The organism is Pantoea sp. OXWO6B1 (assembly GCF_001641135.1).
Classification (GTDB): domain Bacteria; phylum Pseudomonadota; class Gammaproteobacteria; order Enterobacterales; family Enterobacteriaceae; genus Pantoea; species Pantoea allii.
The window spans coordinates 4294383-4321287 of the sequence record NZ_LWLR01000001.1 but is presented as its reverse complement, the minus strand read 5'-3'; the positions used below and the strand labels follow the sequence as shown (position 1 = coordinate 4321287).

Sequence of the window (26905 nt, the reverse complement as noted above, 5' to 3'; positions counted from 1 at the left end):
ACGGTGATTACACAATTTGAATCGTCCGGAAAGGCCCATAAGATCATTTGCTAAGCACATTTTGTTCTGAGCTTTTGCCGGGCGTTATTCCATTCAGTAACAACTCATTCCAATTCGTAATTTCATCTCAATAAACCAGGGAACGTATAGTCGCGATAACGCATCGTAACAACACTAGGGTTAACGTGGATTATTTGCCTCTTTTTGCCGATCTCGCAGGCCGACCCGTACTGGTCGTTGGCGGTGGAGATATCGCGGCGCGCAAGATCGAACTGCTGCGTCGTGCTGGCGCGCGCATTCAAATCGCCTCACGCGAACTCTGCCCGGAGCTGCAGGCTTTACTGGATGAGCAACAGCTTGAATGGCTGGCAACCTCCTTTGAACCCGCTCAGCTCGACAAGGTCTTTCTGGTTATTGCCGCCACCGATGACAATGCGCTGAATGCGCAGGTCTACGACGAGGCGAATGCCCGTCACAAGCTGGTCAATGTGGTGGATGATCAGCCTAAATGCAGCTTTATCTTCCCTTCTATCGTTGATCGTTCTCCACTGGTCGTGGCTATCTCCTCCAGCGGAACCGCGCCGGTTCTTGCCCGCATGCTCCGCGAGAAACTCGAAACGCTGTTGCCGTCTCATCTGGGCCAAATGGCCGAACTGGCGGGGCAGTGGCGTGACAAGGTCAAAGCACGTTTCAGCCGTATGTCTGACCGCCGTCGTTACTGGGAAAGAATATTTAACGGCCGTTTTGCCAGTCAGATGGCAACAGGTGACGTTGAGGCCGCGAAACAGACGCTCGACAGCGAACTGGGCGATCAGCCACCCCGACAGGGTGAAATTATTCTGGTGGGTGCGGGGCCTGGCGACAGCGGCCTGCTGACGCTGCGCGGTCTACAGGTTATGCAACTGGCTGACGTGGTGCTCTACGACCATTTGGTCAGTGAGGAGGTCCTCGATCTGGTGCGGCGCGATGCCGACCGTATCTGCGTGGGCAAACGTGCCAGCGCGCATCTGCTGCCGCAGGACGAGATTAACCAGTTGATGGTGCAACTGGCCCAAAAAGGCAAACGCGTGGTGCGCCTGAAAGGCGGTGATCCCTTTATTTTTGGCCGCGGTGGCGAGGAGCTGCAGGCGGCGCAGCAGGCGGGTATTCCGTTTCAGGTTGTGCCAGGTGTCACGGCTGCGGCCGGTGCCACCGCGTACGCCGGTATTCCACTGACCCACCGTGACTATGCGCAGAGCGTGCTGTTTATTACCGGTCACTGTCGTCCGGATAGCGATGATATTGACTGGCCATCCCTGGCGCGTGCGCGTCAGACGCTGGCGATTTATATGGGCGCCGTGAAGGCGGCTCACATCAGCAAACAGCTCATTCTTCATGGGCGCGCCGCGTCAACGCCGGTCGCGGTGATTGGTCGCGGTACCCGGTCTGACCAACAGGTGTTGACCGGCACGCTTGAACATCTTGAGACGCTGGCAGCGTCAGCGCCTTCCCCGGCCCTGTTGGTGATTGGGGAAGTGGTTAATTTACATGGGCAACTTGCCTGGTTTCAGCATTCGGCACAGCAGGGGGCTCGCGAGTCCGCCGTTGTCAATCTGGCTTGAGAGGAAAAACGATGGACCAAAAACGACTCACTCATCTGCGTCAACTGGAGGCGGAGAGTATCCATATTATCCGCGAAGTGGCAGCCGAATTCGGCAATCCGGTCATGATGTATTCCATCGGCAAGGATTCTTCAGTCATGCTGCATCTGGCGCGTAAAGCCTTCTACCCGGGCACGCTGCCGTTCCCGTTACTGCATGTCGATACCGGCTGGAAGTTTCGTGAAATGTACGAGTTCCGCGATCGCACGGTGAAAGCCATGGGCGCCGAACTGCTGGTGCATCGCAACCCGGAAGGCGTGGCGATGGGGATTAATCCCTTTGTGCACGGCAGTGCCAAACACACTGACATCATGAAAACCGAAGGCCTGAAGCAGGCGCTGAATAAGTACGGTTTTGATGCGGCTTTTGGCGGCGCACGTCGTGACGAAGAGAAGTCACGTGCTAAAGAGCGTATTTACTCTTTCCGTGACCGTTTTCACCGCTGGGACCCAAAAAACCAGCGTCCGGAGTTGTGGCACAACTATAACGGTCAGATTAACAAGGGCGAGAGCATCCGCGTCTTCCCCCTGTCTAACTGGACCGAGCTGGATATCTGGCAGTACATCTTCCTGGAAAACATTGAGATTGTGCCGCTCTATCTTGCTGCGCCGCGCCCCGTGCTGGAACGTGATGGCATGCTGATGATGATCGATGACGATCGTATCAACCTCCAGCCAGGTGAAGTCATTAAACAGCGTATGGTCCGTTTCCGTACCCTTGGGTGCTGGCCGCTGACTGGCGCGGTGGAATCTGAAGCGCAAACCTTGCCTGAGATTATTGAAGAGATGCTGGTTTCTACCACCAGCGAGCGTCAGGGCCGTGTGATTGACCGCGATCAGTCCGGTTCGATGGAACTGAAAAAACGTCAGGGTTATTTCTAAGGAGACGCCAGATGAATACCGTAATTGCACAACAGATTGCCGAACAGGGCGGCGTTGAAGCCTGGCTGACCGCACAACAACATAAAAGCCTGCTGCGTTTTCTGACCTGCGGCAGCGTGGACGACGGCAAAAGTACGCTGATTGGCCGCCTGCTGCATGACACCCGCCAGATTTATGAAGATCAGCTGTCTTCGTTACAGAGCGACAGCAAACGCCATGGTACGCAGGGCGAGAAACTGGATCTGGCACTGCTGGTCGATGGTTTACAGGCCGAGCGCGAGCAGGGCATTACCATTGATGTGGCTTACCGCTATTTCTCTACCGAAAAGCGTAAGTTCATTATTGCCGACACGCCGGGGCACGAGCAGTACACCCGAAATATGGCCACGGGCGCATCGACCTGTGATCTGGCGATCCTGTTAATTGATGCCCGTAAAGGCGTGCTGGATCAGACGCGTCGACACAGTTTTATTTCGACGCTGCTGGGGATTAAACACCTGGTCGTGGCAATCAATAAAATGGACCTGGTGGATTATCAGCAGGCTGTGTATGAGCAGATCAAGCAGGATTACCTCGACTTTGCCGGGCAATTGCCTGAAGACCTGGATATTCGCTTTGTGCCGATGTCGGCGCTGGAAGGCGAAAACGTCGCGTCGCAGAGCCAGAGCATGCCATGGTACAGCGGTCCGACGTTGCTTGATGTGCTGGAAACCGTGGAGTTAAACGCGGTGGTGGCTAACCAACCGATGCGCTTCCCGGTGCAGTATGTGAATCGCCCTAATCTCGATTTCCGGGGTTATGCCGGTACGCTGGCATCCGGTGTGGTGAAAGTGGGGCAACAGGTTAAAGTGCTGCCTTCTGGCGTCGAATCCACCATCGCCCGCATCGTAACCTTTGACGGCGATCTGCAGGAAGCCGGTGCCGGAGAAGCCATTACTCTTGTCCTGAACGACGAAATTGATATCAGTCGTGGCGATCTGTTAGTGGACGCCAGCGCTGAGCTGCGTGCCGTTCAGTCCGCCACAGTGGATGTCGTCTGGATGGCTGAGCAGCCGCTTCAGGCCGGTCAGAGCTACGATGTTAAAATTGCCGGCAAGAAAGCCCGTGGGCGAGTAGAAAAGGTCATTCATCAGGTTGAGATTAATTCACTGGAGAAACGCCAGGTGGACAGCCTGCCACTGAACGGGATTGGTCTGGCTGAGTTTACGTTTGATGAACCGCTGGTGCTCGACAGCTATCAGCAAAACCCCGTGACCGGCGGCATGATCATTATCGATCGCCTCAGTAACGTTACCGTGGGTGCCGGGCTGATCAATGAGCCACTGAGCGATCGGCCGCAGCAAAACGGCGAATTCAGCGCGTTCGAACTTGAACTTAATGCGCTGGTGCGTCGCCACTTCCCACACTGGAATGCGCGCGATCTTTTGGGCGGTCAGTAATGGCCCAGCATGATGAAAACGTCGTGTGGCATGACCATCCGGTGACGCGCCAGGCGCGTGAACAGCAGCACGGCCATCAGGGCGTGGTGCTGTGGTTTACCGGCCTGTCGGGGTCAGGGAAATCGACCGTAGCGGGGGCGCTGGAACAGGCGCTTCACCGCCTCGGTGTCAGCACCTATCTGCTGGACGGGGATAATGTTCGTCACGGACTGTGTCGCGACCTGGGCTTTAGCGATGAGCACCGCAAAGAGAATATCCGCCGTGTTGGTGAGGTGGCTAAACTGATGGTGGATGCGGGTTTAGTGGTTCTTACCGCGTTTATCTCGCCTCATCGTGCCGAGCGCCAAATGGTGCGCGATCTGCTGGACAGCGGCCGGTTTATCGAGGTTTACGTTGATACGCCGCTGGCGGTCTGTGAAGCGCGAGATCCTAAAGGGTTATACAAAAAGGCCCGGGCAGGTGAACTACAAAATTTCACCGGTATAGATAGCGTTTATGAAGCGCCGGACCAGCCAGAAATCTCGCTTAATGGGGAACAATTGGTTACAAAACTGACGGCCCAATTGTTAGATCTGCTGCGTCAGCGCGATATTATCAGTTCCTGAACAGACAGCGGCAAAGCGCCTATCGTTTTGCCGCCTTCGCGTTGACAGGATATTTATGCAGAATATTACTCCCATGCTGGCACGCAAAGACCACGGCACACCGGATGAGCCTCGCTCTGTCCTTCCGGGCGGCGTCATTGGCTTTGTATGTTACTGGTGTGCGCTTGCCATACCTTTCCTGTTGTACGGCTCAAGCACCCTGTTTTTCTTTCTCTACACCTGGCCATTTTTCCTGGCGCTGTTTCCGGTTTCTGTCCTGACAGGCATGGTATTGAATACATGGCTGCGTGGGCAGTTGCTCTGGACCTCTCTGATATGCGTCGTTGCCGTCGCTTGTCAGTTCTGGTTACTGTTCCTGTTTCTGTCTCGCTGGTAGCCAGACTGATGTCTAAACGCAGCAGCAGGTTACAAAAGTTTTCCTGCGTTGCGCCCGATCTTTTCTTCCCTTTTTTGCCTGCGTGAACGGCATTACACGGCATTTTTACTGCCAGTGTGGAGTCCTGAGTAAAGTTATGGGATGATTGGGCCGTTTTTAGGGGGCGGGATGGGAAAACTGACGTTACTGCTGTTGGTGCTGTTAGGTTGGCTGCAATATTCATTGTGGCTGGGTAAGAATGGCATCCATGACTTTTCGCGCGTCGACGACGACGTTGCGGTACAAAAGGCGAATAACGCCAAATTGAAAATGCGTAACGATCAACTCTTTGCTGAAATTGACGATCTCAATGGCGGCTCTGAAGCGATTGAGGAACGCGCACGCAGCGAATTAGGCATGATTAAGCCGGGTGAAACCTTCTATCGTCTGGTACCTGACCAGAACAAACGCAACGCGCAACAAGCTGCGCAAAACCAACAACGATAAAACATGAACAATCAGTCCCACTCTGCGGATGTGATTGCCGTTGTGCCCGCTGCCGGTATCGGCAGCCGCATGCAGGCAACCTGTCCGAAACAGTATCTGACGATTGGTCAGCACACACTTCTGGAACACAGCATTGCCCGCCTGTTTTCCCATCCTGCTGTCATGCAGGTTATTGTCGCCTTAAGCCCTGACGATCGGCATTTTGCCACTTTGCCTCTGGCAAGCGATCCGCGCGTGATTCGCGTGACCGGGGGCGATACGCGTGCTGAATCGGTACTGGCTGGCCTTCAGGCTGCGCAAGGTGCCGGCTGGGTGCTGGTCCATGATGCTGCGCGACCTTGCCTGCATCCTGATGACTTACAGCGCCTGCTGCGGTTACGGGAGACCAGCAAAACGGGCGGCATTCTGGCTGCCCCGGTCTGTGACACCATGAAACGCGGGGAACCCGGTAAGGCGGCGATTGCGCACACTGTCGATCGCGACAACCTGTGGCACGCGTTAACGCCCCAGTTCTTTCCCCGGGCCTTACTTACCGCCAGCCTGACGCGAGCCCTGAACGAAGGGGCGACCATCACCGATGAAGCCTCCGCGCTGGAGTACTGTGGCTACCATCCTGAGCTGGTAACAGGTCGTAGCGATAACATCAAAGTTACCCGCCCGGAAGACTTAGCCCTGGCGGCTTTTTATCTTAGTCAGATTCAGTCAAAGGAGAGCACATGATGCGTATCGGTCACGGTTTTGACGTTCATGCCTTCGGTGGAGAAGGTCCGCTGGTGATTGGCGGTGTGCGAATCCCATTTGAGTATGGTTTTATCGCCCATTCTGATGGCGATGTAGCGCTGCATGCCCTCACCGATGCGCTGTTGGGCGCGGTGGCCATGGGCGACATTGGTAAGCTGTTTCCGGATACCGATCCGGCGTTTAAAGGCGCGGACAGTCGCGGACTGCTGCGGGAAGCCTGGCGCCGTATTGAGGCCAAAGGCTACTGTATTGGCAATGTCGACGTCACCCTGATTGCCCAGGCACCTAAGATGCTGCCGCACGTACCGCAAATGCGCATTAATATTGCCGAAGATCTGGGTTGCCATATGGACCAGGTCAACGTCAAAGCTACCACCACGGAGAAACTGGGTTTTACCGGCCGGGGTGAAGGCATTGCCTGTGAAGCGGTCGCGCTACTGCTGAAAGCGGAACCGGCATGACGCTGCATTACCTTTATGGCAAGCCTACAGCGACGGGCGTGATCAAAGCGACAGCGGACGATTTCGTGGTCGTGGAGGATTTGGGCTATCAGCCTGATGGCGACGGTGAACATGTGCTGGTGCGTATCCGCAAAAGCGGTGCTAACACCCGTTTTGTTGCCGAAGCGCTGGCGAAATTTATGAAAGTGAACGTTCGCGATCTGAGCTATGCAGGTATGAAAGATCGTCATGCGGTCACCGAACAGACGCTGTGCTTTCGCGTTCCCGGCAATGCCATGCCTGTGCTGGCGGGTTTTGCGTTGGAAGGCGTGGAAATCCTTGAGGTCGTGCGTCATAAACGCAAGCTTCGCATTGGCGCGCTGGCGGGAAACGCCTTCCGGCTGGTGATTCGCCAGGTCAGCCATCGCGAGGAAACAGACGCGCGCCTGGTGCGCCTTCGCGACAGCGGCGTACCCAACTATTTTGGCGAGCAACGCTTTGGTCGCAATGGCAACAACCTGGTGACGGCGGTCAGGCTGGCGCGCAACGAGATTCAGATTCGCGATCGCAACAAGCGCGGCCTGATGCTTTCTGCGGCGCGCAGTGCGTTGTTTAATCAGGTCACCAGCATGCGTTTGCAGCAGCAGGGTGGACTGACTCAGGTGATGAACGGGGATGCTCTGCAACTTGCCGGTCGTGGCAGTTGGTTCGTCGCACAGCCGGAAGAGCTGGCTGAGCTGCAGGCGCGGGTGAATCAGCATGCGCTTCGTATTACGGCCCCGTTACCGGGGCAGGGCGATCCCGGCCCGCAGGCCGATGCGCTGGCGTTTGAGCAGCAGTGCCTGGCCGATGCCGGCGAGCTGCGAGGTCTGCTTGAGCGCGAGCGCGTAGATGCCGGACGGCGTGCCATGCTGGTTGTGCCACGCGACCTGCGCTGGTGCTGGCAGGATGATGCCACGCTGGAGATGCAATTTTGGCTGCCCGCAGGCAGCTTTGCCACCAGTGTCGTCAGAGAGCTGTTAAACAGCACCGAGTCTCTTGAAATGCTTGACGAATAAGCCGCTGCTTCCCTTGTCCCTCACCACAGGGGAAGCCGCATGGCCTGCTTCTGGTGGTTTTTCCCGGCCCGTTGGCTGCCTCATCTGTGCATGTCGTCGCCCTGAATCGTTTCGATATCGGCAAGTACCTGCCCTTTTCCTGCCCACTCGTTTATTTTCGCCTACCACTTCCTCTCGCTCACCGCTAGAATGCAACAGTCGCTGTCCACTCTTAACTTGTTGCCATGCCTCAAAACAGGTCCATATAACGGCGGCCTGGTTGAACAGAAAAGGTCAGAATTAAATGCGGATATTGCTCAGCAACGATGATGGTATCCATGCGCCTGGTATTCAGACGCTGGCAAAGGCTTTGCGTCAATTTGCCGAGGTGCAGGTCGTGGCACCGGATCGCAATCGCAGCGGTGCCTCTAACTCATTGACGCTGGAAACCCCATTGCGCACTTTTACCCATGAAAATGGGGATATCGCGGTGCAGATGGGCACGCCCACCGATTGTGTCTATTTGGGTGTAAACGCGCTGATGCAACCCCGGCCAGACATTGTGGTGTCGGGCATTAATGCTGGCCCCAATCTGGGGGATGATGTCATCTATTCCGGTACGGTGGCGGCCGCAATGGAAGGCCGTCATCTTGGATTACCTGCCGTGGCGGTATCGCTACATGGTCATCAGCACTACGCCACCGCCGCGGCGGTAACCTGTGCGATTCTTAAAGCGCTGACGCAACAGCCCTTGCGCACCGGACGTATACTGAATATCAACGTGCCTGACCTGCCGTTGGCGGAAATAAAAGGGATTCGCGTGACGCGCTGCGGCAGCCGTCATCCCGCCGATCAGGTGATTGCACAGACCGATCCACGCGGTAATCCCCTCTACTGGATTGGCCCGCCCGGTGAAAAACTGGATGCCGGCCCCGACACGGACTTTGCCGCGGTGGATGAAGGCTATGTGTCAGTGACCGCTCTCCATGTTGATCTTACTGCTCACAATGCGCAGGACGTTCTCAGCAGTTGGCTCGATAAAGCTGAGGTAAATCTGGCATGGTGAGTCGGCGTATCGAGACATTGCTGTCACAGCTGCGTCGACAGGGCATTGAAGATGAACACCTGTTAAAGGCGATTGCCGATGTACCGCGCGAACGCTTTATTGATGAAGCCTTCGAACATAAAGCCTGGGACAATATGGCGCTGCCGATTGGGTCCGGGCAAACCATCTCTCAGCCCTATATGGTCGCGCGTATGACCGCGTTGCTGGAACTCAACGAGCGCTCACGCGTGCTGGAGATTGGCACCGGCTCCGGTTATCAGACCGCCATCCTCGCTCATCTGGTCGAACATGTTTACTCGGTAGAACGCATCAAAGGCCTTCAGTGGCAGGCCAAACGTCGTCTGAAACAGCTTGATTTGCATAATGTGTCCACCCGACACGGTGATGGCTGGCAGGGCTGGCCGGCTCGTGGGCCTTTTGATGCGATTATTGTCACTGCTGCGCCGCCTGAGATTCCGATTGCGCTGATAGCACAGCTGGCAGAGGGCGGCATTATGGTGCTGCCCGTCGGCGAGGAGCAGCAGGTCTTAAAGCGTCTGCGCCGCCGTGGTAGTGAGATTACAGAAGAAACCATTGAGCCGGTTCGTTTCGTCCCATTAGTTCAGGGCGATCTGGCCTGATTGTCTTGTTAGCATTTCTTCATAACTGTTTCATGGAATCAGGTAGTTGATATTGCTACTATCCGGTTCATTCAACGAAAATCCAGCGTATAACGTGCCGCACAGTGTATTGTGCTGGTGAGACGAATAAGTCAGTTTTTTAAAGGTTGCCACCACGGGGGATTAATGAGCACGGGAAGCACAATTTTTCAGTTACGCCGTTTGGCGGCGCTTTCACTGGTGAGTTTTTGGCTGGCAGGCTGTAGTTCAGGCGATAATACCCAGGCTCCGATAAGCAATATCGGGGACAGTAACAGCGTTAATGATAATAGTAATATGGCGAGTTCTGGCACTGCGCCAGCGGCTGGCGGTGTGCCCTCAGTGCCACCGCAGGGCGGAATGTTAAGTCGAAGCACGCCGTTGCCACAGAACAATTCCGGAATCATTAGTACCAGTAATAGTAATGTGGGCGCCAGTAACAGTAATGTGCAAACCGAAAACGGACGAATTGTGTACAACAGGAGTTATCAGAATATTCCTAAAGGTAGCTATTCTGGTCAGACCTACACCGTAAAACGTGGCGATACGCTGTTCTATATTGCCTGGATTACCGGAAACGACTTCCGCGATTTGGCGCAGCGTAACAACGTCCAGGCGCCTTACAGCCTGAATGTTGGGCAGACGTTGCAGGTTGACAATGGCTCAGGCCAGCCGATTACCGGCGGCAATGCCATCACCGCGGCAGATGCAACGCAGAGCGGTGTCGTCAGCGCACCACAAATAAAACAGGCCCCTGTTGCACAGCAGCCTGTTATTACGTATTCTGATGATTCGGGTAACTCGAATGGCAGTAAATTGTTGCCATCGAAGGGAGCAAATGTTGCATCGACGACAGCTCCAGCCGTTACCGCACCGCCGACGGTTAGCAGCACAACTGACAGCTCTACACCTGTAGGAAGCTGGCGTTGGCCGACCGAAGGGAAGATCATCGATAACTTCTCTGCCGCAGAAGGTGGCAATAAAGGGATCGATATCTCAGGTTCGCGCGGACAGCCAATCGTGGCCACTGCTTCAGGAAGGGTGGTGTACGCAGGCAACGCGCTTCGCGGTTACGGTAATTTAATCATCATCAAACATAATGATGATTACCTGAGTGCCTACGCCCATAACGATACAATGCTGGTCCGGGAACAACAGGAAGTTAAGGCTGGGCAAAAAATCGCTACCATGGGTAGCACCGGAACCAGTTCAGTTAGATTACACTTTGAAATTCGTTACAAGGGGAAATCCGTAAACCCGTTGCGTTATTTGCCGCAGCGATAATCCGGCAGAGTCCTCAGGAATCTGCCCTGGAATCACGGGTAGGAGCCACTTAATGAGCCAGAATACGCTGAAAGTAAACGAGTTACATGAGAACGCGGAATTCGAAGAGAATGGAGCAGAAATTTTTGATGAGAAGGCTCTCGTCGAAAATGAATCTGGCGACAATGAAGTAGCTGAAGAAGAGTTGCTGGCGCAGGGTGCGACGCAACGTGTACTCGATGCTACTCAACTCTATCTTGGGGAGATTGGCTATTCTCCATTGCTGACGGCTGAGGAAGAAGTTCTCTTTGCTCGCCGCGCATTACGAGGTGATATTCCTTCTCGTCGCCGCATGATCGAAAGTAACTTACGCCTGGTGGTGAAGATTGCCCGACGTTACAGCAATCGCGGTCTGGCTCTGCTGGACCTGATTGAAGAAGGTAACCTCGGCCTGATTCGCGCCGTTGAGAAGTTTGATCCGGAACGCGGATTCCGCTTCTCAACGTATGCCACCTGGTGGATTCGTCAGACCATTGAACGGGCAATCATGAACCAGACCCGTACAATTCGTCTGCCAATTCACATTGTTAAAGAATTGAACGTTTATCTGCGTACTGCGCGTGAACTTTCTCATAAGCTCGACCATGAGCCGAGTGCGGAAGAGATTGCAGAACAACTGGATAAGCCCGTTGATGACGTCAGCCGTATGTTGCGTCTCAATGAACGTATTACCTCGGTTGATACACCATTAGGTGGTGATTCCGAGAAAGCGCTGTTGGATATCCTGGCCGATGAAAAAGACAACGGACCAGAAGATACCACTCAGGACGACGATATGAAGCAAAGTATCGTTAAATGGCTGTTCGAACTGAATGCCAAGCAGCGCGAAGTGTTGGCTCGTCGTTTCGGCCTGTTAGGCTATGAAGCGGCAACGCTTGAAGATGTTGGCCGTGAAATCGGTTTAACTCGCGAGCGTGTGCGCCAGATTCAGGTTGAAGGTTTACGCCGTCTGCGTGAAATCCTGCAAGGTCAGGGCCTCAGCATTGAAGCATTGTTCCGTGAGTAAACAGAACTTTGCACGTCAACAGAAAGCGATGGCTAACCCCATCGCTTTTTTTTTACCTGTTCTCTCCGTTCCATCAAGATGAGAACGGTCTGCTCTCAAAAAAATCGCCCGTGAGATAACATGCCTGTGTGGCGGTATCCAGCGCCAGGCAAAGTGTCACATCGTCCACAAAACCTCTCTGAATCAACTTCTTCGCCGATGAACAGTCGTGCAGCGATGCAACGTTAGTTGCCTGATGATATTGCCATGCCGCGACGGCGGTTTCCGCCTCAGGTGACAGTCCGCTACGGCCCAGCGCGGCAATGATGCCGCCAGCTGCAACATAATCTTCAATGCAGGGACGAAGGCTGCCATCCGGCCAGCGTTCACCACAAGGCACAATCAGAAGACGTTCGAACAGGCGGCAGGCAGCCGCCGTTGCGGACAGATTCCTGAAGCAGCCCGTAAAGATCGGCACGCCCCATTCTCTTGCCCTGAAGCAGGCTGCGGAGCCATTAGGGGAGGGAAGCACCAGCTTTTCACCTTTGCGGACATGCAGCAAGGTATGGGGCGACAGGCTGTAGCCTTCTCCACTGAATCGTCGGTCACTGTTTGCCGCGATTGCCCCCACCGACAGCGCATAGTGGGTAACTGAGTGATCTTTCCAGGGATAGGGATAAACGCGAGCGCCATTTTCAACCGCCAGGCTGACGCAGGTAGAAAAGGACATCACATCAATAATCACCACGGCATCCACTTCTCCGGCGAGATGCTCAACGGCGGGAATGCCCCATTCCAGACGGATGTTATATGCCTGCTGACTGTACCAGTGCATGGGTGTTCCTCCAGGTTGTCAGAACGGGGCTGACCGGTCGGGCTAGTCCTGTTTACGTAATATTTTTTGCAGGCGCTTTTGCTGCCAGCGGTTGATCCACTGTTTGAAAACAAACAGGCGCAGCGCTCTTATCACGAGCACGCTTCCCCAGATGACGGCGACCCAGAGCGACCAGTTACTACCGGGTTCGGTGACGCGGTTGAGGCAATACAGCATGAGGCACACCACGACCGCGGTGAGCAGTGAACGAAAGAACTGAGTTTCGAGTGCCAGCTGCAGGCGGGCATCAGAAATGTGATCATCTAGCGCCTGGCTACTTTCTACGTGGGTTTCTGCCGTCAGGTCGGTGACCTTGATTTCAAAGACGGCGGCCAACGCGCTTAGCGTTTCCAGGCTGGGTTGCTCACCGTTTTCAATACGCTGCACGGTTCGGGTGCTGAGTCCGGCCATTTCGGCCAGTTGTTCCTGTGACCAGGCGCGGGCAAGACGATACTCTCTGACTTTATTCAGGTTAGGCATAGTGCAGTCTCCGAAAGAGTGAACAATCGGTAAGAAGCATCGCCGGGACGTGCGGTCAGGAACACGACCGCCGCACGACAGGGACACGACAGCATTATGACACCGCTTTCGCCGGTAACAACAGGCTAAACCATGAACCAGCATGCAGGCCACATGCTGGCAAAAACATCATTCACTGCGGGGGCGTTTTATCCGCCCCGGTGAAAGGGCGGAGGGGATCAGACCAGCGACTTAAGGCGATAAATCCAGTCCAGAGCCTGACGTGGCGTCAGTGTATCCGGGTCCAGGGCTTCAAGCGCTTCCATGGCGGGGGAGGTTTCTTCCACCAGCAGAGGCAGTTGCGAACCGTCGATATTTGAGGTGGCTGACTGATTCGATACCGTTTCCAGCTCTTTCAGCTTATTACGTGCACGTTTGATGACGTCTTTAGGTACACCGGCCAGCGCTGCAACCGCCAATCCGTAGCTTTTGCTGGCCGCGCCATCCTGCACGCTGTGCATGAATGCGATAGTTTCCCCGTGTTCAACCGCATCCAGATGGACATTCACGACGCCTTCAAGCTTTTCAGGCAAGGTGGTTAGCTCAAAGTAATGGGTTGCAAACAACGTCATGGCTTTAATGCGATTAGCCAGACTCTCTGCACAAGCCCAGGCCAGAGATAACCCATCGTATGTCGAAGTGCCGCGGCCGATTTCATCCATCAGTACCAGGCTGTTTTCAGTCGCGTTGTGCAGGATATTGGCCGTTTCTGTCATTTCCACCATAAAGGTCGATCGTCCGGATGCCAGGTCATCTGCTGCGCCAACGCGGGTAAAGATGCGATCCAGCGGGCCGATGACAACGTCTTCAGCCGGTACAAAGCTGCCGATCCACGCCATCAGGGCAATCAATGCCGCCTGACGCATATAAGTACTTTTACCGCCCATGTTCGGGCCAGTAATGATCAGCATTCGGCGCTGGGGGGCCAGGGAGAGCGGGTTGGCAATAAAGGGCTCTTTAAGCACCTGCTCTACCACCGGATGACGACCAGCGGTGATTTTAATGCCGGGTTTATCCTGCAGCGTTGGGCGACAGTAGTTAAGCGTCCAGGCGCGTTCGGCCAGATTACTTAAGACATCCAGTTCCGCCAGCGCAGCGGCACTTAACTGCAGTGCTTCAAGGTGCGGCAGCAACTGATCAAACAGGCCTTCATACAGGCTTTTCTCCAGCGCCAGCGCTTTGCCTTTTGAGGTGAGGACTTTATCTTCGTACTCTTTCAGCTCAGGAATGATGTAGCGTTCGGCGTTTTTTAAGGTCTGACGGCGCACATAGTGGATAGGTACCTGATGGCTTTGACCACGACTGACTTGAATGTAATAGCCATGCACGCCATTAAAGCCCACTTTTAAACTGTCCAGACCGAGTTTTTCACGCTCGCGCACCTCCAGCCGATCCAGGTAATCCGTCGCGCCATCGGCCAGCGCCCGCCACTCATCAAGCTCGGCGTTATAACCCGGCGCAATCACGCCACCGTCTCTTATCAGAACCGGCGGGGATTCGACCACGGACTGCTCCAGCAGGGTGCGGAGTTCGCTAAAGTCGCCCATCTGCGCGCGCAGGTTTTTCAGCTGCGCCGCGTCGACGTTGGCCAGCAGGTCATTCAGCGCCGGTAGCTGTTGAAAAGCATGACGCATGCGCGCCAGATCGCGCGGACGTGCGGTACGCAGCGCCAGGCGTGCCAGGATACGCTCTAAGTCACCTACCTGACGTAATACAGGTTGTAGAGATTCGCTCAGAGGCTGCAGTTCAGCAATCGATTCCTGCCGCTTCGCGATGGTGCTGCTGTCACGTAAGGGCATATGCAGCCAGCGCTTTAACATCCGGCTGCCCATCGGCGTGACGGTTTTATCCAGCACGGCAGCCAGGGTGTTTTCTGTACCGCCCGCAAGGTTTTGCGTAATTTCAAGATTACGGCGCGTGGCTGCATCCATAATGATGCTGTCCTGCTGACGCTCCATGCTGAGGGAGCGAATATGGGGCAGGCTGGTGCGCTGGGTATCTTTAACGTACTGCAGCAGGCAACCCGCCGCGCGCAGCCCCAAATGGGCCTGCTCAACGCCAAAACCGTTTAAATCCCGCGTGCCAAATTGCATGTTGAGCTGCTGGCGCGCTGTATCGATTTCAAATTCCCACAGTGGACGGCGACGTAAACCACGACGCTGATCGATAAGCGACATCTCAGAAAAGTCTTCCGGATAAAGCAGCTCGGCAGGATTAGTCCGCTGCAGTTCCGCTGCCATGGTTTCCAGATCGGCGGGTTCACTCAGGCGAAAGCGCCCTGAACTGATATCCAGCGTGGCATAACCATAGCCGCGCGCACCCTGGACAATTGCGGCCAGCAGGTTGTCTTGCCGTTCCTGCAACAGGGCTTCATCACTGATGGTGCCGGGGGTAACAATACGCACGACTTTGCGCTCAACCGGACCTTTACTCAGCGCAGGGTCGCCGATTTGCTCACAAATGGCGACCGATTCACCTAACTGCACCAGTCGGGCCAAATAGTTTTCAACGGCGTGATGCGGCACACCGGCCATGGGGATCGGTTCACCCGCCGAGGCACCGCGTTTGGTCAAGGAAATGTCTAACAGCTGAGAGGCGCGTTTGGCATCGTCATAAAATAGTTCATAGAAATCACCCATGCGATAAAACAGCAGAATGTCAGGGTGCTCAGCCTTGAGGCGTAAGTATTGCTGCATCATTGGGGTGTGGGTACTCAAGTCCATGTGCGCTGCTTTGTTCATCTCATTCTTACTCAAGGTTGACGCTTCCTTTTCCCGTCACGGTTGACGCTGGGGTTTAACGAGGGAGATATACAGCTGCTATCGTGCTGTACAGACCATGCAGAAATATTACCATTTTACGGCGTCTGCATCATCCGGGTTACCGCAGCGGGTATTGAACTTAGCAAAGCCCGGCCGCCGACTGAATGTTTTTTTTGACCAGAGTTAACGTCATCGAGGCCTTTCACAAAAACAGCCGGACAGATCGTTAAAAATGCGTTTTTTTTACGATCTCGTTTGTATGTATTCGTCCTGAACGATTAACATTAGAATCCCTGGTCTGGCCTGTTATATGGATATCTGATGCGTTTTAAGCTTGCTTTCCTTCCGCTTTTTGTCCTGCTTGCCGCCTGTAGCAGTAAGCCACACTCTTCGCAGCCGCCCGCTGAGCTTGTTGCGCCTAAAGGCGGTTTTTTGCTGGAGCCGTCCCATGCCGTCCAACCGATGTTTGGCGATTTCGCCAGTAATCCTGTCGCAGAACAGTTCATTGATAAAATGGTGGCGAAGCATGGCTTCAATCGCCAGCAACTGCATGCCATTATTGGCCAGGCAAAGCGACTGGACTATGTCTTGCGCTTGATGGATCGTCAGGCGCCTTCGTATACACCGCCAAGTGGGCCTAACGGTGCCTGGATACGTTATCGCAATAAATTTATTACGCCGGATAACGTGCAAAATGGCGTGGCCTTTTGGAACCAATATCAGGATGCGCTACAGCGCGCTCAGCAGGTTTACGGTGTTCCACCCGAGATTATTGTCGGCATTATCGGCGTCGAAACGCGCTGGGGCCGTATCATGGGGAAAACCCGTATTCTGGATGCGCTGGCAACGCTCTCATTTGATTATCCACGCCGTTCTGCTTACTTCAGCGGCGAGCTGGAAACCTTCCTGCTGATGGCGCGTGATGAGAAAGACGATCCGCTCGATCTCAAAGGCTCCTTTGCGGGCGCGATGGGCTACGGTCAGTTTATGCCGTCGTCCTATAAATCCTATGCGGTGGATTTTAACGGTGATGGCCATATCAACTTGTGGGATCCCGTCGATGCGATAGGCAGTGTCGCGCACTATTTCCAGCAGAACGGCTGGCGTCCAGGTGAAAATGTTGCCGTCCCGGCCAGTGGACAGGCGCCCATGCTTGATAACGGTTTTAAAACCCGTTACAGCGTCAGCATGCTGGCTGCATCAGGACTTTCTCCACAGGGATCGCTGGATGGGCATGACGAGGTCAGTCTGCTCAGACTGGATTTAGGCACCAGCTACCAGTACTGGTACGGTCTGCCTAACTTCTACGCCATCACGCGTTACAACAACAGCACACATTACGCGATGACGGTGTGGCAACTGGGTGAGGCGGTCAGCAAGGCGCGCCAGGGATCGCTGTTTTAATTCTACCCTTAGCAACTGTAAGGATATATGATGGCGGCCCTTTATGTCGTGCCGCCTTTATTTTCTGGAGCCGTTATGTCGTTACCTGCTTGCCCCGTTTGCCATGCTGATTACACCTGGCAAGATGCTGAAAATCTTAACTGCCCGTCGTGCGGTCATATCTGGACGCAGGCTGACGGTGACGACAGCGGCCAGGATAGGGTCGTTCGTGATGCCAACGGCAATTTACTTGCCGATGGCGATAGCGTGACGGTGGTTAAGGATCTGAAGGTCAAAGGCAGCTCTTCTGTGCTCAAGATTGGTACCCGCGTCAAGAGCATCCGCCTGGTCGAAGGCGATCACAACATTGATTGCAAGATTGATGGATTTGGCCCGATGAAGCTCAAATCTGAGTTTGTGAAAAAGAACTGATTCTGCCGGGCGCAGGCTGCGCCCGATCTTATTCCCGCCAGTCTGTTCGGGCTCATCTGCTTTTAAACCGCTGACTCTCTTCTTTCGGCCTGCCGTGTTTTTCCACGCATTTTGCTGTCCGGCTGGGCACTTTATCGGTATTTACGCGTCTCATCTTCTGTGAATCGGTAGCCATCAAGAGGAGACGCACTATGCAAGACTGGGATCCGGCGTTGTATCGTAAATTTGAGGCGGAAAGGACACGGCCCGCCCATGAATTACTGGCGAGAATTAAGGTTGAAGATGTCCGGTTTGTCACCGATCTGGGCTGTGGCCCCGGAAACAGCACCGAACTGCTTTACGATGCCTGGCCGCAGGCGCAGGTTATCGGCCTTGATAGTTCAACCGCCATGTTAGCGCAGGCGCGTGAGCGCTTGCCCCAGTGCCAGTTTATTCAGGCGGACATAGGCAGTTGGAAAACCGATATCCCGCAGCAGGTGATTTATGCCAATGCTTCTCTGCAGTGGCTTGGCGATCATCCCGCACTGTTACCGCAGTTAGTTAACCAACTGGCACCGTCGGGCGCGTTAGCGATTCAGATGCCGGATAATCTGGATGAACCTTCACATCAGTTAATGCGTGAGGTGGCGACAGCCGGGCCCTGGCGCGAGAAGATCAGCGCACAGGCTGCAGAACGCAAAAGATTACCCTCAACAGAGCACTATTATGATGTGCTGGCGAAGGCGGGATGTGCCGTGGATATCTGGCGAACCACCTATTACCACGTTATGGACGATGCGCAGGCAATTATCCACTGGCTGAAGGCCACCGGGTTGCGTCCGTTTCTTGCGCCTCTTGACGTGTCTGAACAGGAGCAGTTTCTGGCGGCCTATCACCAGTGCCTGATTACCGCCTATCCAGCGCGCCAGGACGGCAGGGTGCTGCTGGCTTTCCCACGACTGTTTATGGTGGCGACGCGTACAGGCTAAAACTGGACAGTAAACCGCAATTTCTTCACTGGCTGGCCCTGAGCGCTTGAAAAAGAGCGAGGATTGCACCATGTTCAGTCAACGGCGACAGGGAGCAAAAAAATGAATGACCAGCAGTTGCAGGCGCTGAGTGCGCAGATAGGTGAAGCGCTTAAGCAGCGTAACGCCACGGTCACCTGTGCAGAATCTTGCACCGGCGGCTGGATAGCGAAAGTGTTTACTGACGTGAGCGGGAGCTCGGCCTGGTTTGAGCGGGGCTTTGTCACTTACAGTAATGATGCCAAGCAGGAGCTGGTTGGCGTCAGTGCCGCGTCGCTCACGGAATACGGTGCCGTCAGCGAGGCGGTGGTGCGTGAAATGGCGCAGGGAGCCCAGCAGCGGGCACGTGCTGATTACGCCATTTCCGTCAGCGGCATTGCCGGTCCGGATGGCGGCAGTGAAGATAAACCTGTAGGGACGGTCTGGTTTGGCTTTGCGGCACAGGGTGGTGTTGTCATGGCTTTTCGTCAGCAGTTTGACGGCGATCGTGATGCCGTGCGCCGTCAGTCTGTTGGCTGGGCGCTACAAACGTTATCCAGTCAATTTCTGAAAAATTAAACTTGATACTGTATGACTATACAGTATAATTACTCGCAACAGAAAGTGCACAGGCACCATGCGTGCGTGTTTACCCGGCATGATTAGGAGTAGAAATGGCAATTGATGAAAACAAACAGAAGGCTTTAGCTGCCGCGCTCGGCCAGATTGAGAAGCAATTTGGTAAAGGCTCCATCATGCGCTTGGGTGAAGACCGCTCAATGGATGTGGAAACGATCTCGACGGGTTCACTGTCACTGGATATTGCGTTAGGTGCGGGTGGCTTGCCCATGGGCCGTATCGTTGAGATCTACGGGCCTGAGGCTTCAGGTAAAACCACGTTGACGCTTCAGGTTATTGCCGCTGCGCAACGTAAAGGCAAAACCTGTGCCTTTATCGATGCCGAGCACGCACTGGATCCGATTTATGCCAAGAAGCTGGGCGTTGATATCGACAACCTGTTGTGTTCGCAGCCGGATACCGGCGAGCAGGCGCTCGAAATTTGTGATGCGCTGGCCCGCTCTGGCGCCGTTGACGTGATTATCGTTGACTCCGTAGCAGCGCTGACGCCAAAAGCCGAAATCGAAGGTGAAATCGGTGACTCACATATGGGCCTGGCGGCACGTATGATGAGCCAGGCAATGCGTAAGCTGGCAGGTAACCTGAAACAGTCAAATACGCTGCTGATCTTCATCAACCAGATTCGTATGAAAATCGGTGTGATGTTTGGTAACCCTGAAACCACTACTGGTGGTAACGCGCTGAAATTCTACGCCTCTGTTCGCCTTGATATTCGCCGCATTGGGGCGATTAAAGAGGGGGATAACGTTGTGGGTAGCGAAACACGCGTTAAGGTCGTTAAGAACAAAATTGCTGCGCCATTTAAGCAAGCCGAGTTCCAGATTATGTACGGTGAAGGTATCAACACCTTCGGTGAACTGGTGGATCTTGGCGTGAAGCACAAGCTGATTGAAAAAGCCGGTGCATGGTACAGCTACAAAGGCGATAAGATTGGTCAGGGCAAGGCAAACGCAGGCAATTTCCTGAAAGAAAACGCGGCGATAGCCGACGAGCTGGATGTGAAACTGCGCGAGATGCTGCTTAACGGTGGCGATCAAAATATCGCAGCCGGCGCTTCAGCCAATGAAGTTGAGAACGCGGCAAGCGAAGCCAACGAAGACTATTAAAGCCTGAGACAGGAGCGGAAAAATCCGCTCCTGTTTGACATTAAAGCCTCACTTGCCTTTCCTCTGTCCCCATCTCCCGCCATACTCTCACTCCGTTTGTAAAAGGTGCGCAGTATGTCTGAACAACCTCAGCCACAAGTCATCTCATTTTCACGCCTGTTGGATCGCGCGATGCGCCTGCTGGGCCAACGTGACCACAGCCGCGAAGAACTTAAACAGAAACTCCAGCTGTCTGCGCAGCGTAGTGCGTGGATAAAACAAAAAGATCCCGAAATCATTACGCCCGAGCTGTTGGAAAAGGTGCTGAACTGGTGCAGTGAAAACGGCTGGTTAAATGATGAGCGCTTTACCGCGCGGTTTATCCAGAGCCGAAGCCGTAAGGGATTTGGCTCGCAACGCATCAGGCTTGAGCTGGCGCAAAAGGGCATCGGCCGCGAGGCGATCGATCTTGCCATGGAAGAGACCGAGATTGACTGGTCGGCCTGTGCGGCTGAACTTGCAGAAAAGAAGTTTGGCCATCCTTTGCCGACTGAATGGAAAGAAAAAGCGAAAGTACAGCGCTTCCTGCATGCTAAAGGCTTCCTGAGTGAAGATATTCAGCAGGTTTTCAGAAATTTTGACGACGAATAGCCGATGTGATTTTACTTCCCCCCGAAGAATATTTATCTTACCCCTTTTGGTTCCTCAAGCTTGCTGCCGTAACGATGCGGCACGCCTGATAAAGAAGGACCTTTCGTTAGCGTGATTCCAGGATATATATGAGCAAGAGCACTGCTGAGATCCGTCAAGCGTTTCTCGACTTTTTCAATAGTAAGGGACATCAGGTTGTAGCAAGCAGCTCCCTGGTGCCTAACAACGATCCGACGTTGCTGTTTACTAACGCCGGCATGAACCAGTTTAAAGACGTGTTTCTCGGTCAGGACAAGCGCGACTACACACGAGCAACGACGTCACAACGTTGCGTACGTGCTGGCGGGAAACACAATGACCTTGAAAACGTCGGCTACACAGCGCGCCATCACACTTTCTTTGAAATGCTGGGCAACTTCAGCTTTGGCGACTACTTCAAAAAGGAAGCTATCGCATTTGCCTGGGAACTCCTGACCGGCGAGCAGTGGTTTAAGCTGCCTAAAGAGCGTTTGTGGGTCACCGTGTATGAAACCGATGACGAAGCTTACGATATCTGGGCCAACGAGATTGGCGTTCCCCGTGAGCGTATTATCCGTATCGGTGATAATAAGGGCAGCGCCTACGCGTCGGATAACTTCTGGCAGATGGGCGATACCGGCCCTTGCGGTCCCTGCAGCGAAATTTTCTACGATCACGGCGATCATATCTGGGGTGGACCGCCAGGCAGCCCTGAAGAGGATGGCGATCGCTACATTGAGATCTGGAATATCGTCTTCATGCAGTTTAACCGTCAGGCTGACGGCACCATGCTGCCATTACCTAAGCCATCGGTTGATACCGGGATGGGGCTGGAACGCATCACGGCGGTGCTGCAACATGTTAATTCGAACTATGAGATCGACCTGTTCCAGAAGTTGATTGAAGCGGTCGCACAGGTTACCGGTGCAACCGACCTGAACAACAAATCGCTGCGCGTGATTGCCGACCATATTCGTTCCTGTGCATTCCTTATCGCTGATGGCGTGATCCCTTCGAATGAAAACCGTGGCTATGTCCTGCGTCGTATCATTCGTCGCGCGGTGCGTCACGGCAATATGCTGGGGGCTAAAGACGCGTTCTTCTACAAGCTGGTTGCGCCACTGGTTGAGGTGATGGGAGCAGCAGGGGAAGAGCTACAGCGGCAACAGGCTCAGGTTGAGAACGTTCTGAAAAGTGAAGAAGAGCAGTTTGCTAAAACGCTTGAGCGTGGTCTGGCGCTTCTGGACGACGAACTGGCGAAACTGCAGGGTGATACGCTGGATGGTGAAACCGTCTTCCGCTTGTACGATACCTTTGGTTTCCCTGCTGATTTGACGGCCGATGTCTGCCGTGAGCGCAATCTCAAAATCGATGAAGCCGGTTTTGAACAGGCGATGGAACAGCAGCGTCAGCGCGCACGTGAAGCCAGTGGCTTTGGCGCCGATTACAGCAATGTCATTCGTATCGATGCCGCCTCATCGTTTAAAGGCTATGACCAACTCGACCTGTCGGCGACCGTTAAGGCACTGTTCGTCGCGGGTGAAGCCGTTGACGCCGTGACTGCCGGTCAGGATGCAGTGGTTGTACTGGATGAAACCCCTTTTTACGGCGAATCTGGCGGCCAGGTCGGCGATACGGGTGAGCTGAAAGGCAGCAACGCGCTGTTTAGCGTACAGGACACGCAAAAATATGGTCAGGCTATTGGTCATATTGGCAAACTGAGCAGCGGACAATTACGCATTGGTGACCGTCTTGAGGCTGTGGTTGATGAGGCGCGTCGTGCGCGTATTCGTCTGAACCACTCCGCCACTCACCTGCTGCATGCAGCACTGCGTCAGGTTCTGGGTGAACATGTCGCCCAGAAAGGCTCCCTGGTAAACGATAAATACCTGCGTTTTGACTTCTCACACTTTGAGGCCATGAAACCTCAGGAGATTCGTCAGGTCGAAGACATTGTTAACGCCCAGATCCGTCGCAATTTGCCCGTTGAAACCAATGTGATGGATCTTGAGGCGGCAAAAGCCAAGGGCGCGATGGCCCTGTTCGGTGAAAAATACGATCAGCGCGTACGCGTTCTGACCATGGGGGATTTCTCGGTTGAGCTGTGTGGCGGTACGCACGCTGCGCGTACGGGTGATATCGGCCTGTTCCGCATTCAGGCCGAGTCCGGGACTGCCGCAGGGATTCGCCGTATAGAGGCGATAACAGGTGAAGCGGCGCTGGCGCAGGTGTACGCTCAGAGTAGCCAACTGCAGGACATTGCCCACCTGGTGAAAGCCAACAGCAGTAACCTGAATGAAAAAGTGCGCGGTCTGGTTGATCATCTGCGTTCGCTGGAGAAAGAGTTACAGCAGTTACGCGATCAGCAGGCAGCGCAGGAAAGTGCACAACTGGGTAATCATGCGGTTGACGTCAAAGGCGTTAAGCTGCTGGTGACTGAGTTGAGCAATACCGATCCGAAAATGTTGAGAACCATGGTGGATGATCTTAAAAACCAACTGGGCTCAGCGATTATTGTGTTGGCTACGGTAGCGGATGGCAAAGTGTCACTGATTGCTGGCGTAACGAAAGATTTAACCGACCGCGTAAAAGCCGGGGAGCTGATTGCCGAACTTGCACCTAAAGTAGGAGGTAAGGGCGGTGGCCGACCGGACATGGCGCAGGCAGGTGGCAGTGATGCTACTGCACTGAAAGGTGCGCTGGCAGGCGTTGAAGGATGGGTTTCGAGCCGTCTGTAATGAAATAAAATAATTCATCGTAGCAAGCGCCAGAACTGATGTTCCGGCGCTTTTTAATACGATGTTAAATTTGCTAGTGACAAAGTCGGGTTGATGTAGCGTATTTCGGCTAAACTATTTATCAGCAGAATGTATTGGCGCGTTGATGTGCAATGGTGTATTTCTCATAGCCTGTGTGCAGCGTTAAGTGATGGATAACGCCGGGAAGCTTCATAAGCCCGACTCTTTTAATCTTTCAAGGAGCAAAGAATGCTTATTCTAACTCGTCGAGTTGGTGAAACCCTCATGATTGGCGATGAGGTGACTGTAACGGTACTGGGTGTCAAAGGTAACCAGGTCCGCATTGGTGTTAACGCACCAAAAGAAGTGTCTGTGCATCGCGAAGAGATCTATCAGCGCATCCAGGCCGAAAAAACGCAACAAACCAACGTTTGACAGATTCAGCGTCTCGCACCTGTGCGAGACGCTACCCTTGTTTCTCTGCCTCTTCGTTTTCTTTTTACTCCTCATCTCCCATTTTTGTTAACTTCATCATCTTTCATTGTTGATTATTCACTCTTTTTGCCGTCATTTTGTCCCAATTGCCTGTCATTTGTGCAAACGGAAAAAACCTTCCGAAAAATTGTTTGACTTATAAGTGCGGGAAAGTAATATGTGCGCCACGCAGTGCCGATGAGCAGAAACAAAGTTCAGAAGCACAGTTCGGAAGAACGCGTAAGGTGAGGTGGCCGAGAGGCTGAAGGCGCTCCCCTGCTAAGGGAGTATACGGTCAAAAGCTGTATCGAGGGTTCGAATCCCTCCCTCACCGCCATTTCCGATGCATCCGTAGCTCAGCTGGATAGAGTACTCGGCTACGAACCGAGCGGTCGGAGGTTCGAATCCTCCCGGATGCACCATGTTTTTCGATATGGACGTGTATGAGTGTTCTGTAAGGCATCGTCGATATGCCAGTCAGAACAAGGGAAGATAACGTTGCTTTAGCAACGGCCCATAGGGTGAGGCGTCAGCCGAATAATCCTCCCGGATGCACCATATTGTTGGATATGTTGATGTCAGGCGACGCGCCAGCAGACAACATCGTCGGAACAGAGTTGTAAAGTGAACTAGCAATTCCTTCATGGTGAGTCGTTAGCACCCTGCGTTGTACAAGAATTTCATAATGCATCCGTAGCTCAGCTGGATAGAGTACTCGGCTACGAACCGAGCGGTCGGAGGTTCGAATCCTCCCGGATGCACCATACTTTAGAGTATGGACGTGTGTTCCTGGTCTGTAAGACATCATCGATTTGTCAGTCAGAACCAGTGAGGATAACGTTGCTTCAGCAACTGCCCACAGGGCAAGGCGCAAGCCTGGTAATCCTCCCGGATGCACCATTCTTCGTATTACCCCCAGGTTGATTTCTGTCAGTCCATAAAAGATTTTCAATGCATCCGTAGCTCAGCTGGATAGAGTACTCGGCTACGAACCGAGCGGTCGGAGGTTCGAATCCTCCCGGATGCACCATATTCTAGACTTCTAAAGCGAAATCCTTCTGTCCTGTCCTGACGTATTTACAGCAAATACCAGGGAGGATAACGTTGCTTCAGCGACGGCCCGCAGGGCGAGGCTACAGCCGAGTCATCCTCCCGGATGCACCATCTTCTGCACTTCTAAAGCGAAACCCTTCTCCTTCTCCTTCTCTCTCTGTCCTGACCGGATGTGCGTACAGCCAGCCAGATAACAAACAACCTTCCCCCCTTTCGTATCATGCAGGACAAACAGATCGTTATCTCTTTAGCTCCTCAGCGCCCGTTAGCGGCATGACAGACATATCTTCGCCAGTCTTCCTTTTTCTCTTCACAGGCCCGTTTTACACCGTCTGAACTGTCCCGGTTCAAATTCATCCGTGCGATAGCCGTTTTCAGGCAGGTCAACATTTAGCGCTGTGTTAAGTTTTCTACGCTCTTCCGTTAATTTCTTATGCGTTTCTTAGCGCAACGCTGATCTTCAGCTTACCTCACAAAATCACTGGGAATTCGCGACCTTACAGGCTTTCCAACCCGCTCACCTTTATCCGAAAACTAAAATTGCTAATGCTTTCAAAGCATTTGCTGTTCATCCCGCCTGGCGACAACCTACGCACATTCAGCTAAAGTAGTGGCTCATTTGTTGGAGGTCCTCTGTGACAATCTACGATCAATACGACGCCCTGATTTTCGATATGGACGGTACTATTCTTGATACTGAACCGACACATCGAAAAGCGTGGCGTCAGGTGCTGGCACGTTATGAACTGGCGTTCGATGAAGCGCGCATGATGGATTTCAATGGTGCGCCGTCATGGCGGCTGGCGCAGTTAATTGTCGAAACCAATCAGTCAGATCACGATCCTTATGCGCTCGCCGCGGAAAAAACGGCAGCGGTCAAAGCGATGCTGCTGGATAACGTCCAGCCGCTTCCGCTAATGGACATCGTTAAGGCTTATCATGGCCGTCGACCCATGGCTGTCGGAACCGGTAGCCAGCGCGCCATGGCAGATGCACTTCTTAATCATCTGGGCGTCAGGGCGCTTTTCTCGGCGGTGGTGGGGGCGGATGACGTCGAACATCATAAGCCTGAGCCTGAAACGTTCTTGCGCTGTGCGGCGTTACTGGGCGTTGAACCGACACGTTGTGTGGTATTCGAAGACGCTGATTTTGGCGTGCAGGCAGCAAAGGCCGCAGGTATGGCCGTGGTTGATGTTCGCCAGCTGTGAGCGAAACGCTGGCTTATGTATCTTTATTTAGCAGCAGCTTTCTCAGTGCAACGCTCCTTCCAGGTAGCTCTGAGGCGCTGTTGGTTGCATTACTGATCGCGAAAAGCGCATCAGTTTACGGGTTGATTTTAGTCGCATCGTTAGGGAATACCCTGGGTGGCTTGACCAACATAATTTTGGGTCGCTTATTGCCGTTAAAACGTCAGGGGCGATGGCATGAGACAGCAATGACGTGGTTGCAACGGCTGGGGCCGGCAGCGCTGTTGTTGAGTTGGCTACCGGTTATAGGCGATCTGCTCTGCGTCCTCGCAGGCTGGTTACGCTTTGCCTGGTTACCTTCGGTGCTGTTTCTGGCTATCGGTAAAACGCTGCGTTACATCGTTATTGCGACCGCCACATTACAGGGCATGGAATGGTGGCATTGAT

26 protein-coding genes and 4 tRNA genes are annotated in these 26905 nt (G+C 53.8%); 27 read left to right on the top strand and 3 right to left on the bottom strand.

Annotation, left to right across the window (positions count from 1 at the left end):
* Nucleotides 1-185: 185 nt before the first annotated feature.
* From cysG to rpoS, 13 genes are all read left to right on the top strand, one after another.
* On the top strand, nucleotides 186-1601 hold the full coding sequence (gene cysG, locus A6A26_RS22125; protein WP_063880735.1) for a siroheme synthase CysG: 1416 nt from the start codon (nucleotides 186-188) through the stop codon (nucleotides 1599-1601).
* Between the two features lie 11 nt (nucleotides 1602-1612).
* On the top strand, nucleotides 1613-2521 hold the full coding sequence (gene cysD, locus A6A26_RS22120; RefSeq protein ID WP_006120739.1) for a sulfate adenylyltransferase subunit CysD: 909 nt from the start codon (nucleotides 1613-1615) through the stop codon (nucleotides 2519-2521).
* An 11-nt stretch (nucleotides 2522-2532) separates the two neighbouring features.
* Complete coding sequence (gene cysN, locus A6A26_RS22115; RefSeq protein ID WP_063880734.1) at nucleotides 2533-3960, top strand: sulfate adenylyltransferase subunit CysN; 1428 nt, start codon at nucleotides 2533-2535, stop codon at nucleotides 3958-3960.
* The gene (gene cysC / locus A6A26_RS22110; RefSeq protein WP_063880733.1) at nucleotides 3960-4565 is read left to right on the top strand and encodes an adenylyl-sulfate kinase; all 606 of its coding nucleotides are present in this window, start codon (nucleotides 3960-3962) and stop codon (nucleotides 4563-4565) included. Before cysN ends, cysC begins: the two co-directional genes overlap by 1 nt.
* Before the next feature lie 55 nt (nucleotides 4566-4620).
* Nucleotides 4621-4941, top strand: coding sequence for a DUF3561 family protein (locus tag A6A26_RS22105; protein ID WP_063880732.1), 321 nt, complete (start codon nucleotides 4621-4623; stop codon nucleotides 4939-4941).
* 168 nt (nucleotides 4942-5109) lie between these two features.
* The gene (gene ftsB / locus A6A26_RS22100; protein ID WP_063881239.1) at nucleotides 5110-5427 is read left to right on the top strand and encodes a cell division protein FtsB; all 318 of its coding nucleotides are present in this window, start codon (nucleotides 5110-5112) and stop codon (nucleotides 5425-5427) included.
* Nucleotides 5428-5430: 3 nt separating this feature from the next.
* Complete coding sequence (ispD, locus tag A6A26_RS22095) at nucleotides 5431-6147, top strand: 2-C-methyl-D-erythritol 4-phosphate cytidylyltransferase (protein WP_063880731.1); 717 nt, start codon at nucleotides 5431-5433, stop codon at nucleotides 6145-6147.
* Nucleotides 6147-6629 (top strand): 2-C-methyl-D-erythritol 2,4-cyclodiphosphate synthase, encoded by a 483-nt coding sequence (gene ispF / locus A6A26_RS22090; protein ID WP_063881240.1) that lies wholly within the window; start codon nucleotides 6147-6149, stop codon nucleotides 6627-6629. The genes ispD and ispF overlap by 1 nt, the downstream gene beginning before the upstream one ends.
* On the top strand, nucleotides 6626-7666 hold the full coding sequence (gene truD, locus A6A26_RS22085) for a tRNA pseudouridine(13) synthase TruD (RefSeq protein ID WP_063880730.1): 1041 nt from the start codon (nucleotides 6626-6628) through the stop codon (nucleotides 7664-7666). Before ispF ends, truD begins: the two co-directional genes overlap by 4 nt.
* A 283-nt stretch (nucleotides 7667-7949) precedes the next feature.
* Nucleotides 7950-8711: a 5'/3'-nucleotidase SurE gene (gene surE, locus A6A26_RS22080; RefSeq protein ID WP_063880729.1), complete on the top strand. Its 762-nt coding sequence runs from the start codon at nucleotides 7950-7952 to the stop codon at nucleotides 8709-8711.
* Entirely contained in the window at nucleotides 8705-9331 is a 627-nt protein-coding gene (locus A6A26_RS22075; RefSeq protein WP_063880728.1) for a protein-L-isoaspartate(D-aspartate) O-methyltransferase, read from the top strand. Before surE ends, A6A26_RS22075 begins: the two co-directional genes overlap by 7 nt.
* A gap of 165 nt (nucleotides 9332-9496) precedes the next feature.
* Entirely contained in the window at nucleotides 9497-10633 is a 1137-nt protein-coding gene (nlpD, locus tag A6A26_RS22070; protein ID WP_063880727.1) for a murein hydrolase activator NlpD, read from the top strand.
* A 52-nt stretch (nucleotides 10634-10685) separates the two neighbouring features.
* The gene (gene rpoS / locus A6A26_RS22065) at nucleotides 10686-11678 is read left to right on the top strand and encodes an RNA polymerase sigma factor RpoS (protein WP_063880726.1); all 993 of its coding nucleotides are present in this window, start codon (nucleotides 10686-10688) and stop codon (nucleotides 11676-11678) included.
* A gap of 73 nt (nucleotides 11679-11751) precedes the next feature.
* Here rpoS and A6A26_RS22060 read toward each other — a convergent pair whose 3' ends face one another.
* The 3 genes from A6A26_RS22060 to mutS form a co-directional block, all read right to left on the bottom strand.
* On the bottom strand, nucleotides 11752-12492 hold the full coding sequence (locus tag A6A26_RS22060) for a 2-phosphosulfolactate phosphatase (RefSeq protein WP_063880725.1): 741 nt from the start codon (nucleotides 12490-12492) through the stop codon (nucleotides 11752-11754).
* 42 nt (nucleotides 12493-12534) lie between these two features.
* Nucleotides 12535-13011 (bottom strand): helix-turn-helix domain-containing protein, encoded by a 477-nt coding sequence (locus tag A6A26_RS22055; protein ID WP_063880724.1) that lies wholly within the window; start codon nucleotides 13009-13011, stop codon nucleotides 12535-12537.
* Nucleotides 13012-13229: 218 nt separating this feature from the next.
* The gene (gene mutS, locus A6A26_RS22050; RefSeq protein WP_063880723.1) at nucleotides 13230-15791 is read right to left on the bottom strand and encodes a DNA mismatch repair protein MutS; all 2562 of its coding nucleotides are present in this window, start codon (nucleotides 15789-15791) and stop codon (nucleotides 13230-13232) included.
* A 342-nt stretch (nucleotides 15792-16133) separates the two neighbouring features.
* Here mutS and mltB point away from each other — a divergent pair, with 342 nt between their 5' ends.
* The 14 genes from mltB (at nucleotide 16134) to A6A26_RS21980 (ending at nucleotide 26904) form a co-directional block, all read left to right on the top strand.
* On the top strand, nucleotides 16134-17216 hold the full coding sequence (mltB, locus tag A6A26_RS22045; protein ID WP_063880722.1) for a lytic murein transglycosylase B: 1083 nt from the start codon (nucleotides 16134-16136) through the stop codon (nucleotides 17214-17216).
* A gap of 75 nt (nucleotides 17217-17291) precedes the next feature.
* A complete protein-coding gene (locus A6A26_RS22040; protein ID WP_063881238.1) occupies nucleotides 17292-17627 on the top strand; it encodes a zinc ribbon domain-containing protein YjdM in 336 nt (111 codons plus the stop codon).
* Nucleotides 17628-17818: 191 nt separating this feature from the next.
* Nucleotides 17819-18595 (top strand): trans-aconitate 2-methyltransferase, encoded by a 777-nt coding sequence (gene tam / locus A6A26_RS22035; RefSeq protein WP_063880721.1) that lies wholly within the window; start codon nucleotides 17819-17821, stop codon nucleotides 18593-18595.
* Nucleotides 18596-18697: 102 nt separating this feature from the next.
* Nucleotides 18698-19192 (top strand): nicotinamide-nucleotide amidase, encoded by a 495-nt coding sequence (gene pncC, locus A6A26_RS22030; RefSeq protein WP_063880720.1) that lies wholly within the window; start codon nucleotides 18698-18700, stop codon nucleotides 19190-19192.
* A gap of 95 nt (nucleotides 19193-19287) precedes the next feature.
* The gene (gene recA / locus A6A26_RS22025; RefSeq protein ID WP_063880719.1) at nucleotides 19288-20358 is read left to right on the top strand and encodes a recombinase RecA; all 1071 of its coding nucleotides are present in this window, start codon (nucleotides 19288-19290) and stop codon (nucleotides 20356-20358) included.
* A 114-nt stretch (nucleotides 20359-20472) separates the two neighbouring features.
* Nucleotides 20473-20988, top strand: coding sequence for a regulatory protein RecX (locus A6A26_RS22020; RefSeq protein ID WP_082875219.1), 516 nt, complete (start codon nucleotides 20473-20475; stop codon nucleotides 20986-20988).
* Between the two features lie 128 nt (nucleotides 20989-21116).
* Entirely contained in the window at nucleotides 21117-23744 is a 2628-nt protein-coding gene (alaS, locus tag A6A26_RS22015) for an alanine--tRNA ligase (protein ID WP_063880718.1), read from the top strand.
* 249 nt (nucleotides 23745-23993) lie between these two features.
* A complete protein-coding gene (gene csrA / locus A6A26_RS22010; RefSeq protein WP_006120718.1) occupies nucleotides 23994-24179 on the top strand; it encodes a carbon storage regulator CsrA in 186 nt (61 codons plus the stop codon).
* A gap of 283 nt (nucleotides 24180-24462) precedes the next feature.
* A tRNA-Ser gene (locus tag A6A26_RS22005) sits at nucleotides 24463-24555 on the top strand.
* Nucleotides 24556-24563: 8 nt separating this feature from the next.
* Nucleotides 24564-24640 (top strand) — tRNA-Arg (locus A6A26_RS22000).
* A 265-nt stretch (nucleotides 24641-24905) separates the two neighbouring features.
* Nucleotides 24906-24982, top strand: a tRNA-Arg gene (locus tag A6A26_RS21995).
* A gap of 189 nt (nucleotides 24983-25171) precedes the next feature.
* Nucleotides 25172-25248, top strand: a tRNA-Arg gene (locus A6A26_RS21990).
* Nucleotides 25249-25912: 664 nt separating this feature from the next.
* Nucleotides 25913-26479: a fructose-1-phosphate/6-phosphogluconate phosphatase gene (yqaB, locus tag A6A26_RS21985; RefSeq protein WP_063881236.1), complete on the top strand. Its 567-nt coding sequence runs from the start codon at nucleotides 25913-25915 to the stop codon at nucleotides 26477-26479.
* Nucleotides 26476-26904: a YqaA family protein gene (locus A6A26_RS21980; protein WP_063880717.1), complete on the top strand. Its 429-nt coding sequence runs from the start codon at nucleotides 26476-26478 to the stop codon at nucleotides 26902-26904. The genes yqaB and A6A26_RS21980 overlap by 4 nt, the downstream gene beginning before the upstream one ends.
* Nucleotide 26905: the final 1 nt, after the last annotated feature.

Bases quoted from the DNA above. Each gene is read 5' to 3' on its own strand.
- cysD (WP_006120739.1), top strand. From the start codon at position 1,613: ATGGACCAAAAACGACTCACTCATCTGCGTCAACTGGAGGCGGAGAGT.
- cysN (WP_063880734.1), top strand. From the start codon at position 2,533: ATGAATACCGTAATTGCACAACAGATTGCCGAACAGGGCGGCGTTGAA.
- cysC (WP_063880733.1), top strand. From the start codon at position 3,960: ATGGCCCAGCATGATGAAAACGTCGTGTGGCATGACCATCCGGTGACG.
- A6A26_RS22105 (WP_063880732.1), top strand. From the start codon at position 4,621: ATGCAGAATATTACTCCCATGCTGGCACGCAAAGACCACGGCACACCG.
- ftsB (WP_063881239.1), top strand. From the start codon at position 5,110: ATGGGAAAACTGACGTTACTGCTGTTGGTGCTGTTAGGTTGGCTGCAA.
- ispD (WP_063880731.1), top strand. From the start codon at position 5,431: ATGAACAATCAGTCCCACTCTGCGGATGTGATTGCCGTTGTGCCCGCT.
- ispF (WP_063881240.1), top strand. From the start codon at position 6,147: ATGCGTATCGGTCACGGTTTTGACGTTCATGCCTTCGGTGGAGAAGGT.
- truD (WP_063880730.1), top strand. From the start codon at position 6,626: ATGACGCTGCATTACCTTTATGGCAAGCCTACAGCGACGGGCGTGATC.
- surE (WP_063880729.1), top strand. From the start codon at position 7,950: ATGCGGATATTGCTCAGCAACGATGATGGTATCCATGCGCCTGGTATT.
- A6A26_RS22075 (WP_063880728.1), top strand. From the start codon at position 8,705: ATGGTGAGTCGGCGTATCGAGACATTGCTGTCACAGCTGCGTCGACAG.
- nlpD (WP_063880727.1), top strand. From the start codon at position 9,497: ATGAGCACGGGAAGCACAATTTTTCAGTTACGCCGTTTGGCGGCGCTT.
- rpoS (WP_063880726.1), top strand. From the start codon at position 10,686: ATGAGCCAGAATACGCTGAAAGTAAACGAGTTACATGAGAACGCGGAA.
- A6A26_RS22060 (WP_063880725.1), bottom strand. From the start codon at position 12,492: ATGCACTGGTACAGTCAGCAGGCATATAACATCCGTCTGGAATGGGGC.
- A6A26_RS22055 (WP_063880724.1), bottom strand. From the start codon at position 13,011: ATGCCTAACCTGAATAAAGTCAGAGAGTATCGTCTTGCCCGCGCCTGG.
- mutS (WP_063880723.1), bottom strand. From the start codon at position 15,791: ATGAACAAAGCAGCGCACATGGACTTGAGTACCCACACCCCAATGATG.
- mltB (WP_063880722.1), top strand. From the start codon at position 16,134: ATGCGTTTTAAGCTTGCTTTCCTTCCGCTTTTTGTCCTGCTTGCCGCC.
- A6A26_RS22040 (WP_063881238.1), top strand. From the start codon at position 17,292: ATGTCGTTACCTGCTTGCCCCGTTTGCCATGCTGATTACACCTGGCAA.
- tam (WP_063880721.1), top strand. From the start codon at position 17,819: ATGCAAGACTGGGATCCGGCGTTGTATCGTAAATTTGAGGCGGAAAGG.
- pncC (WP_063880720.1), top strand. From the start codon at position 18,698: ATGAATGACCAGCAGTTGCAGGCGCTGAGTGCGCAGATAGGTGAAGCG.
- recA (WP_063880719.1), top strand. From the start codon at position 19,288: ATGGCAATTGATGAAAACAAACAGAAGGCTTTAGCTGCCGCGCTCGGC.
- A6A26_RS22020 (WP_082875219.1), top strand. From the start codon at position 20,473: ATGTCTGAACAACCTCAGCCACAAGTCATCTCATTTTCACGCCTGTTG.
- alaS (WP_063880718.1), top strand. From the start codon at position 21,117: ATGAGCAAGAGCACTGCTGAGATCCGTCAAGCGTTTCTCGACTTTTTC.
- csrA (WP_006120718.1), top strand. From the start codon at position 23,994: ATGCTTATTCTAACTCGTCGAGTTGGTGAAACCCTCATGATTGGCGAT.